This window comes from Duganella margarita, from assembly GCF_009857535.1.
GTDB classification, from domain to species: domain Bacteria; phylum Pseudomonadota; class Gammaproteobacteria; order Burkholderiales; family Burkholderiaceae_D; genus Rugamonas; species Rugamonas margarita.
In genome coordinates, this window is sequence record NZ_WWCS01000046.1 from 1 (window position 1) to 8,441 (window position 8,441).

General features: G+C 65.0%; 9 protein-coding genes and 1 pseudogene. 1 reads left to right on the plus strand and 9 read right to left on the minus strand.

Annotated elements, in window-relative coordinates:
- The 6 genes and pseudogenes from GTP55_RS28765 to fliF form a co-directional block, all read right to left on the minus strand.
- A pseudogene (locus GTP55_RS28765) lies at nt 1-592 on the minus strand (flagellar hook-length control protein FliK); the annotation flags it as partial.
- A gap of 18 nt (nt 593-610) precedes the next feature.
- Complete coding sequence (gene fliJ / locus GTP55_RS28770; RefSeq protein ID WP_161048195.1) at nt 611-1,051, minus strand: flagellar export protein FliJ; 441 nt, start codon at nt 1,049-1,051, stop codon at nt 611-613.
- Nucleotides 1,052-1,085: 34 nt separating this feature from the next.
- Nucleotides 1,086-2,510 carry a flagellar protein export ATPase FliI gene (gene fliI / locus GTP55_RS28775; protein WP_161048196.1) on the minus strand — a complete coding sequence of 475 codons (1,425 nt, stop codon included), beginning with the start codon at nt 2,508-2,510 and terminating at the stop codon, nt 1,086-1,088.
- A gap of 4 nt (nt 2,511-2,514) precedes the next feature.
- A complete protein-coding gene (locus tag GTP55_RS28780) occupies nt 2,515-3,270 on the minus strand; it encodes a flagellar assembly protein FliH (protein WP_161048197.1) in 756 nt (251 codons plus the stop codon).
- The gene (gene fliG, locus GTP55_RS28785; RefSeq protein WP_161048198.1) at nt 3,270-4,268 is read right to left on the minus strand and encodes a flagellar motor switch protein FliG; all 999 of its coding nucleotides are present in this window, start codon (nt 4,266-4,268) and stop codon (nt 3,270-3,272) included. The genes GTP55_RS28780 and fliG overlap by 1 nt, the downstream gene beginning before the upstream one ends.
- Nucleotides 4,261-6,003 carry a flagellar basal-body MS-ring/collar protein FliF gene (gene fliF, locus GTP55_RS28790; RefSeq protein WP_161048199.1) on the minus strand — a complete coding sequence of 581 codons (1,743 nt, stop codon included), beginning with the start codon at nt 6,001-6,003 and terminating at the stop codon, nt 4,261-4,263. Before fliF ends, fliG begins: the two co-directional genes overlap by 8 nt.
- A 184-nt stretch (nt 6,004-6,187) precedes the next feature.
- Between fliF and fliE the strand changes: the two genes are divergently transcribed.
- Nucleotides 6,188-6,532: a flagellar hook-basal body complex protein FliE gene (gene fliE, locus GTP55_RS28795; RefSeq protein ID WP_110844720.1), complete on the plus strand. Its 345-nt coding sequence runs from the start codon at nt 6,188-6,190 to the stop codon at nt 6,530-6,532.
- Between the two features lie 13 nt (nt 6,533-6,545).
- On the opposite strand, the gene GTP55_RS28800 is transcribed toward fliE, so the two are convergent.
- The 3 genes from GTP55_RS28800 to fliK form a co-directional block, all read right to left on the minus strand.
- Complete coding sequence (locus GTP55_RS28800; protein WP_161048200.1) at nt 6,546-7,304, minus strand: flagellar brake protein; 759 nt, start codon at nt 7,302-7,304, stop codon at nt 6,546-6,548.
- 15 nt (nt 7,305-7,319) lie between these two features.
- Nucleotides 7,320-7,652 carry an EscU/YscU/HrcU family type III secretion system export apparatus switch protein gene (locus GTP55_RS28805; protein WP_161048201.1) on the minus strand — a complete coding sequence of 111 codons (333 nt, stop codon included), beginning with the start codon at nt 7,650-7,652 and terminating at the stop codon, nt 7,320-7,322.
- Nucleotides 7,642-8,441: flagellar hook-length control protein FliK (fliK, locus tag GTP55_RS28810; protein ID WP_161048202.1), on the minus strand; the 800-nt coding region annotated here is incomplete at its 5' end. The genes GTP55_RS28805 and fliK, both read right to left, overlap by 11 nt.

The window sequence follows — 8,441 nt, forward strand, 5'->3', positions numbered from 1 at the left end:
CGCCAGCGGCTGCGGCCTGGGCGGCATCGGCGGCCAGCGCGGCGGCGCTGGCGCCTGCGGCACCACCGGCGCCGCCGGCACCTCCAGCACCTCCAGCACCAATAGCCGCCGTGCCGGCGTCCGCCGTCGTGGTTGCGGCTGGCGCTGCAGGCTGATTGAAGGCGGCCACCAGGGCCAGCATGTCGGCCACCGGGTCGGCCGCTTGCGCCGCCTGGGCGTCGCTGTTGGCGCTGTCTTTGTTGCTGCTGTCGCTGTCGCTGTCGCTGGCGGCGGTCTTGTCCGGCGCCGGCGCGGCGACTGGCGCGGCGGCGGCTTCGTTATTGGTATTGGCGGGCGCGTCGGCCTGCTCCGATTGCAGCGGTTTGGCTGGCGCGGCCTGCTGCTTCGGCGCCGAGGCGCGCGAGGCGTTCGGCCGTTCGGCGCTCCTGGCCGGCTGGTTGCTGGTGTGGTTGGCCTGGCGCTGGTCGATCTCGCGCGACAGGGCCTGCTTGAAGGCGCTGTTGTCGGCGCCCGCGCTCAGGTTCAGGTTGACTTTGGGCGCGGCCACTGCATTGGCGTTCAGGGTCGGAATCTGGAGGTTATTGCTTTGCATGTTACGCGCTCTCTCGTGTCATCGTTTGTAGTACGCCCCGCGTGCCGCGTGTTCGTCCATGGCCTTCTGGTCGCGCTTGTTTTCCAGCTTGAGCGCCGCCGCATCGGCCCGGTCGTTCAGGGTGGCATACGACATGCGCTTGCGTTCGCTGCCTTGCCACGCTGCTTTTTCTTGCTCGCTGCGCAACTGGGCGTGGCGTATCATTTCCAGCTGGCCCTTGATCGCCACTTCCAGCTTGTCGATAAACGCCACGAAGTTGCGGTAGGCCATGGGCGTGATGCCGGCCGCCTGGGCGGCCTCGAAACGCTTGATGTATTCCTCGCGGAAACCGATCAGCATCTCGTGCTTCTGCTTGGCCTCGTCCACGGCTTTCAGGGCAGTACCGAGCCGTTTGGCGGCGTCATCTGTTTCACGCCGCGCCAGGTCCATCAGGGTTTCAAGTTGCGCTTTGGAGGCCATGGTGAGAAGTATAAGGAACGTCCAGCCAGATCAATCAGTCGAATAGAGAGGTCAATTGCCCCAAACTCTCGCCCATGGTGACCTGTTCCGTGATTTGTTGCTGCAAGAAATTTTCTATCCGATCATGCAACTGGATAGCCTGGTCCAGCACCGGGTCGGTGCCGGCAGCGTAGGCGCCGACGCTGATCAGGTCGCGGCTGCGCTCGAAGCGCGAGAACAGTTGCTTGAGCTGGCGCGCCTTGCTCTGGTGCTCGTGCGAGGTGATCGAATGCATGGCGCGGCTGATTGACTGTTCGATGTCGATAGCGGGGTAGTGGCCGGCTTCGGCCAGGCGGCGGTTCAGCACGATGTGGCCGTCCAGGATCGCCCGCGCCGAGTCGGCAATCGGATCCTGCTGGTCGTCGCCTTCGGTCAGCACGGTGTAGAAGGCGGTGATCGAACCGCCGCCCAGCTCGCCATTGCCGGCGCGTTCGACCAGCACCGGCAGCTTGGCGAACACGGATGGCGGATAGCCCTTGGTGGCCGGCGGTTCGCCGATGGCCAGCGCGATTTCCCGTTGCGCCATGGCGTAGCGGGTCAGCGAATCCATGATCAGCAGCACGTTCTGGCCCTTGTCGCGGAAATGCTCGGCAATCGCGGTGGAATACGCCGCGCCTTGCAGGCGCATCAGCGGCGGCGTATCGGCCGGGGCCGCCACGACGACCGAGCGCGCCAGCCCCTCCTCGCCGAGGATCTGCTCGATGAATTCCTTGACCTCGCGGCCCCGTTCGCCGATCAGGCCGACCACGATGATGTCGGCCTCGGTATAGCGCGCCATCATGCCCAGCAGCACGGACTTGCCGACGCCCGAGCCGGCGAACAGGCCCATGCGCTGGCCGCGTCCGACGGTCAGCATGGCGTTGATGCAGCGCACGCCGACATCCAGCGTCTCGACGATCGGTGCGCGGCCCAGCGGATTGGCGGGACGGGTATTGATCGGGGCGCTGTCGACGGCGTTGATCGGGCCCTTGCCGTCGAGCGGGCGGCCGGCGGCGTCGACCACCCGGCCCAGCAGCTCGACGCCGACCGGCAGGTGGCGCGCGCGGTCGCTCGGGCGGCGGCGCGGATGGGCCACGGTGCCCGGTTTCGGAATGGCCGGCTCGACCGGGAAGACGCGGGTGCCGGGCACCACGCCTTCGACGTCCGACTGCGGCATCAGGAACAGTTTGTCGCCTTCAAAGCCGACCACTTCGGCCTCGATCTTGCCCCCGTTGGGCAGCGGAATGGTGCAGGCGGCGCCCACCGCCAGGCGCAGGCCGACCGCCTCCATCACCAGCCCGGCCACGCGCGTGACGCGGCCGGAGATCTGCATCGGCTCGACCATGCTGGTCAGCGCGGCGCAATCGCTGAGGTAGGATTTCCAGCGGCCGGCGTGCGGGCTGGCCGGGGCAGGGGGAGGGCTGCGGTCGATGGTGTCCATGGCGTCAGTCCAGCCAGTCCACTTCCTTGCCGAGCGCGTGGCTCAGGCGTTGCCAGCGCGCGGCGGCGGTGGCGTCGATGGTGTTGCTGGCGGTATCGACCTTGCAGCCGCCGCGGCCGACCGACGGGTCTTCGACCACGCGCCAGCCACCCTTGTCGAGCTCCTCGCCGATGCCGGCGCGCACCGTGGCGGCGTCGTCCGGATGCAGCACCAGCAGCGCCGGTTGTTGCAGCACCGGCAGGTATTCGATGGCCTCGCGCACGATCGGCAGGATCAGTTCCGGCTTGACCTGCAAGGCGTTCTTCAGCATGCCCTTGGCCAGTTGCAGCGCCAGTTCCAGCACCTCGTTGGCGATCAGCTGGTCAGCGTCCTGCAGCGCGGCGCTGAAATTGCTGGCGATGACGCGCACTTGCTCCAGCTCGCCCTTGAGCGCTGCCTTGGCCAGTTCCATGGCGTCGGCGTGGCCGGCCTCATGGCCTTCCTGGTAGCCGTCCTTGCGGGCGTCCTCGCGGATGCCCTCCAGTTCCTCGACAGTCGGGTATTCGATGGGCGGCGGCAGCGGCGGCCCCATTTCCATTTGTTCCTGCTGCGCCTGCAAGGCTTGCTGCACCCGCTGCTCGGCTTCCAGCCGGGCGTTTTCGGCGTCGATCTCGCGCTGTTCCGCTTCGCGCAGGGCCACCGTGCTGGGGCGCTCGTCGCCAAACGAGGTCATCTCCCAGCGTTTGAAGGCCGGCTGCGCGTCTTTGCTGTGGATGCTCATTAAACGAAGGAATCCTCACCTTTGCCACCGAGCACGATCTGGCCTTCGTCGGCCAGGCGGCGCACGATTTGCAGAATTTGTTTTTGCTGGGTTTCCACTTCCGACAGCCGCACCGGGCCTTTGGATTCCAGGTCTTCGCGCATCATTTCCGAGGCGCGCGCCGACATGTTGCGGAAGATCTTGTCGCGCAGTTCCTGCGAGGCGCCCTTGAGCGCGATGATCAGCATTTCCGACTGCACCTCGCGCAACAGCAGCTGGATGCCGCGGTCGTCGATATCGATCAGATTGTCGAACACGAACATCTCGTCCATGATCTTCTGCGCCATATCGTTGTCGTAGTTCTTGATGTTGTCCATCACCGAGCTTTCCTGCTCGCCGGACATAAAGTTAAGAATCTCAGCCGCCGCGCGCACCCCGCCCAGCGTCGATTTCTTGATGTTCTCGTTACCCGACAGCAGCTTGGTCAGCACGTCGTTCAGCTCGCGCAGCGCGGCCGGCTGCACACCGTCCAGCGTGGCGATGCGCAGCACCACGTCGTTGCGCAGGCGGTCGGTGAAGTTGCCGAGAATCTCGCAGGCCTGGTCGCGCTCCAGGTGGACCAGGATGGTGGCGATGATCTGCGGGTGTTCGTTGCGGATCAGTTCGGCCACGGATTGCGAATCCATCCACTTCAGCGACTCGATGCCGGAGGCGTCCTTGCCGCCCAGAATGCGCGACAGCAGCACCGAGGCCTTGTCGTCGCCCAGCGCCTTGGTCAGCACTTGGCGGATGTACTCGTCCGAGTCGAGGCCCACGGTGGAGGCGGCCGCGACCATGTCGCGGAAATTGTCGAGCGTGCCGACCACTTCCTCGTGCGGCACGTTCTTCATGGTGGCCATGGCGGCGCCGAGTTTCAGCACTTCGCGCGGACCGAGGAATTTCATCACCTCGGCGGCCTCGGTTTCCCCCATCGCCAGCATCAGGATGGCGGCTTTTTGCAGTCCGGTATTCTCAGTCATTGGCGCCTATCCATTCCTTAATCACGTTGGCCACAATGCGTGGGTCTTCCACCGCCAGTTTCTTGGCCATGGCCAGGTTTTCGCGGTAGCCGCGGGCGGTGCTCTCTTCCATTTTGCGCAGGGCTTCTTCGGCGATGAGGGCCTCGTCCGGACCTTCCTCGATCTCTTCTTCCGGCACTTCCGGTTCCGGCTCCGGCGCATTGATCTCGTCGATTTTCTTGAACACCGGGCGCATCATCGGACGCACGATGCGCATCACGATGTACAGCAGGATCAGCGCGGTGATCAGGAACTTCGCCAGATCCTTGGCCATCGGCAAATTGGCCGGATCGCGCCACCAGTCAGGCGGGCGCTCGAACGGCTTGTCGACGCCGTCGAACGGCGAGTTGGCGACGCTGACGGCGTCGCCGCGGTCCTGGTTGTAGCCCATGGCCTGCTTGACCAGATCATTGATCTTGGCCATCTCTTCAGGAGTATAGGCTTTTACCGTGACTTTGCCGTCCTTATCGACGATGCGCTTGAAATTGACCACCACCGCCACGGTCAGGCGGCGCAGGCCGCCCATGCCGCGTTGCTCGTAACGCACAGTCTTGTCGACTTCATAATTGGTAGTCGATTCTTTGTGCGACGGCGAGCCGGCGGCGCCGCTGGCCGGCAGCGCGCCCGGCGGCGTGCCGGGGGCTGGCGCATTGGGGCCGTTGGCGGCGGCGGTCTGGTTCAGCGGAGCGGTGGCGGTGCCCGGCGGCTGGTTCGACAGCGCGCCCGGAATGCCGCCCGGATTGGCGGCGTTGTTGTTGCCGCTGGTCTCGCTGGTCTGCTGGCTGCGGATGGCGGAGGCGGCCGGCGGCGAATTCGGCTTGTAGTTCTCGGTGGCTTGCTCGATCTGGGCGAAGTCGACATCGGCCACCGCTTCGGCCCGCACATTGCCGTCGCCGACGATCGGGATGATGATCGACTCGACCTGCTTGATCACCTGGGTCTGCATGTCCTTGACGTATTTCAGCTGCTGCTCGTCGAGCTTGGCGTTGCCGGCGCCGGCCTTTTCCTGGTCGGAAATCAGGTTGCCGGCCTGGTCGACCACGGTGACGTTGGCCGGCAACAGTTCCGGCACGCTGGAGGCGACCAGGTGAACGATGGCGCCGGTTTGTTGCTTGTCGAGCATGCGGTTCGGGTGCAGCGTGACGATCACCGAGGCGGTCGGCTTTTGCTGGTCGCGCACGAAGACGGACGGTTTCGGCAGCGCCAGGTGGACGCGGGCGTTCTCGACCGGGGCCAGCGACATCACCGAACGCGCCAGTTCGCCTTCCAGCGCGCGCTGGTAATTGACCTGTTCCTGGAATTGCGACACGCCCAGTTTCTGGTTCTCCATCAGCTCGAAGCCGACGTTGCCGCCTTTCGGCAGGCCCTGGGCGGCCAGTTTCAGGCGGATGTCGTGCACTTGCTCGGACGGCACCAGGATGGCGGTGCCGTTGTCCGAGAACTTGTGCTTGACGTTCATCTTGTCCAGTTCGGCCGTGATGGCGCCGCCGTCGCGGTCGGTGTAATTGGAGAACAGCACCGCGTAGTCGGGTGGTTTGTTCCACAGCCACAGGCCGATCAGGATGGCGACGATCGCTGCGGCGCCGGCGGCGCGCACGAAGTTCTTGCCCATCGGCGTCTGGATGAAAGGCAGTTTCTCGGCGCCGTCGTCTGGCGCGCCTGCTGTGGCGTTATCGATTTCTTCCGCTACGGCCATGATGGTGTGGTCCCGAATACGAGGGTTCTTGAAGGAATAGCGCCATTATTGCTTGTACTGAGGAAATTCAAATCCCGGAACAACGCGACCTTTACGGTCCTGCTCGATGCTGGCGGGTGGACTTTCCCTTGGTATTCTGTCAGCACTGATAGAGCCTTGCCCTATTGTAACAAGAGGAGTAGCAATGAGAACAGGTGGAATCGACAGCAGCCAGATCCAGTCGATGATCGCGCAGCTGAAAGCCCACGCCACACGGCCGAGCCTGACGCCGCCGGTGATCCAGACCGAACCGGCCGCCACGCCCAAGGCGGACTTTGGCGACGCCTTGAAAAAGTCGCTGGACGCGGTCAACGCCAGCCAGATGGAGGCCGACGGCATGGGCAAGAAATTTGCGATGGGGGACGACTCGGTCAGCCTGTCGGACGTGATGATTGCGCAACAAAAAGCCAGCATCAACTTCCAGGCGACGCTGCAGGTGCGCAACAAGCTGGTGTCGGCCTACCACGACATCATGAATATGCAGGTGTAAAACCCCGAAGAATTCAGCTGAGGCCGGCGATGCGGGCGTTGCGTTCGCGTTCCAGCTTGGTGATGTAGCGCTGCACCGTGGCCAGCGCGCCGCGCGAGATGTGGCGGAATTCGCAGCCCAGCCGGCGGTTGCTCTTGTTGTTGAGCAGCGTCAGGTCCAGCGAGTTACGTACCTGCAGCGCGGTCGTGACCGCCCCCACTTCCGGCAAGTCGATGCGGCAATCCGGATATTCCTTGCCGACCGCGTTCCCCAGCATCATTTTGTTGTCGAGGATGGAGATGCCGCCGCAGCTGATGTCGGCCAGCGGGAAGCTGGTCGGCCCGCCCAGCTCGGCCGGCAACGCGATCAGCACCCGCACCGGGTTGCTGACCGGCGTGGCGATGCGGTAAAACTCGCGCCGCTGCAAGCGGATCAGCGTGGCGGGAATGGCAATCTTGAAGGCCGGGTTGCCTTCGTAGGTGGTGGCTTCGACATGCTCGGCGGCAAACAGGATGCGCACCTTGTCGAGCGTGGTCTCAAATGACAGCTGGCGCGACGCCAGCACCCGCCGGTTCTGCTCCTGGTCGATCGAACAGTCGAGGTAGACCGCCTGCGCGGCGTCGTCGACATCCAGGATGGAGGTGACGCAGACGTCGGCCTCGCCCTTGATCAACATGCGGATCAACTGATTTTTTTCGCCGATGCCGCGCAGCAGGGCGACAATCTCCCGCCGTGACTCGACTTCGAAATCATGCCAGTTTTCCAATTCCGCATCCTGAAAGTGTGGGTACATCTGTTACCAGTCGAGTCAAATTTCGGTCAATGGGATGCTGGTGTCCGGTGCGGGCGGCAGGGGGGAGCCAGACTTTTGCGCTGCTTCAATATGATATAGCCACGCTAATAGTTCCGCAATCGTCCGATACAACATGGGCGGAATCTGTTGATCCAGGTCAATATCCATGAGCAGCGAGACAAGCTCTTTCGATTCGTGGATGGCCACGCCCGCCTCCTGGGCGACGTGGATGATCTGCTCGGCGATCAGGCCGCGGCCCTTGGCCACCACCTTGGGGGCCGGCTGGCCGGTCTCGTACGCCAGCGCCACCGCCTGTTGCAGCGGTTTGCGGGCGGTTTCATCCGGCATCGCCATCCTCCTGGCTGATGGTCAGCGACGATAACTGGGCGCCGGCGGCGGCCATGGCGCTCTCCAGCTGGCCGGCCCAGGCGCGCAGCGTGGTGGCGCTGCCGTCGCTGTCGGTCTGGACCTGGATGTGGACCTGGTCGCCGATCAGCGTCACCGCCGCCGACACCGCACCCAGCAGCGGCAGGCGGAAGCGCACGCCGCTGCGCCAGATCGGTTCGGCCTGCTCGTCGGCCTCGCCGCCGCGGCCGCCTTCGCGCCGGTCGCGCTGCACTTCCCATTGCATCTGCTGGCCCGGCCAGGCCTGGCCGTGCCACAGCACGCGGTTCTGCTCCTGGGTGTGCAGTTGCTGGTTGACCATCTGCGCGGCGCTCAGGTCGGGGCCGCTGGTGGCGGCGCGCGCGCTCTCGGCGCCTTGCTGCAGCAGGCGCTGCATTTGCGGCTCGCGCATCAGGTCGGCCAGCGGGCGCTCGCCCTTGACCCATTCGGCCACATGCGATTCGTAGAACAGGCCGCTTTTGGAGATGCTGTCCTGCAGCTTTTGCGCCAGGTCGGCGGTGTCCGGCGCGGCGTTGCCGAACAGCGCGGTCTTGCCGATCAGGGCCAGTTGTCCCGCCTGGCCGGCCTGCGCGGTGCTGAGCAGGCTGGTCAGCGCGCGGGCGGCGCTGCTGAGCGTCGGCTGCGGCGTGCTGGCGTTCAGCTCGGGCAGTTCGCTGGACGGCGTCAGCGGCGCCTTGCCCAGCAGCGTGGCGGCCAGGCTTGGCGGTTTGACGCCGTCGGCCGCGGCGGCGC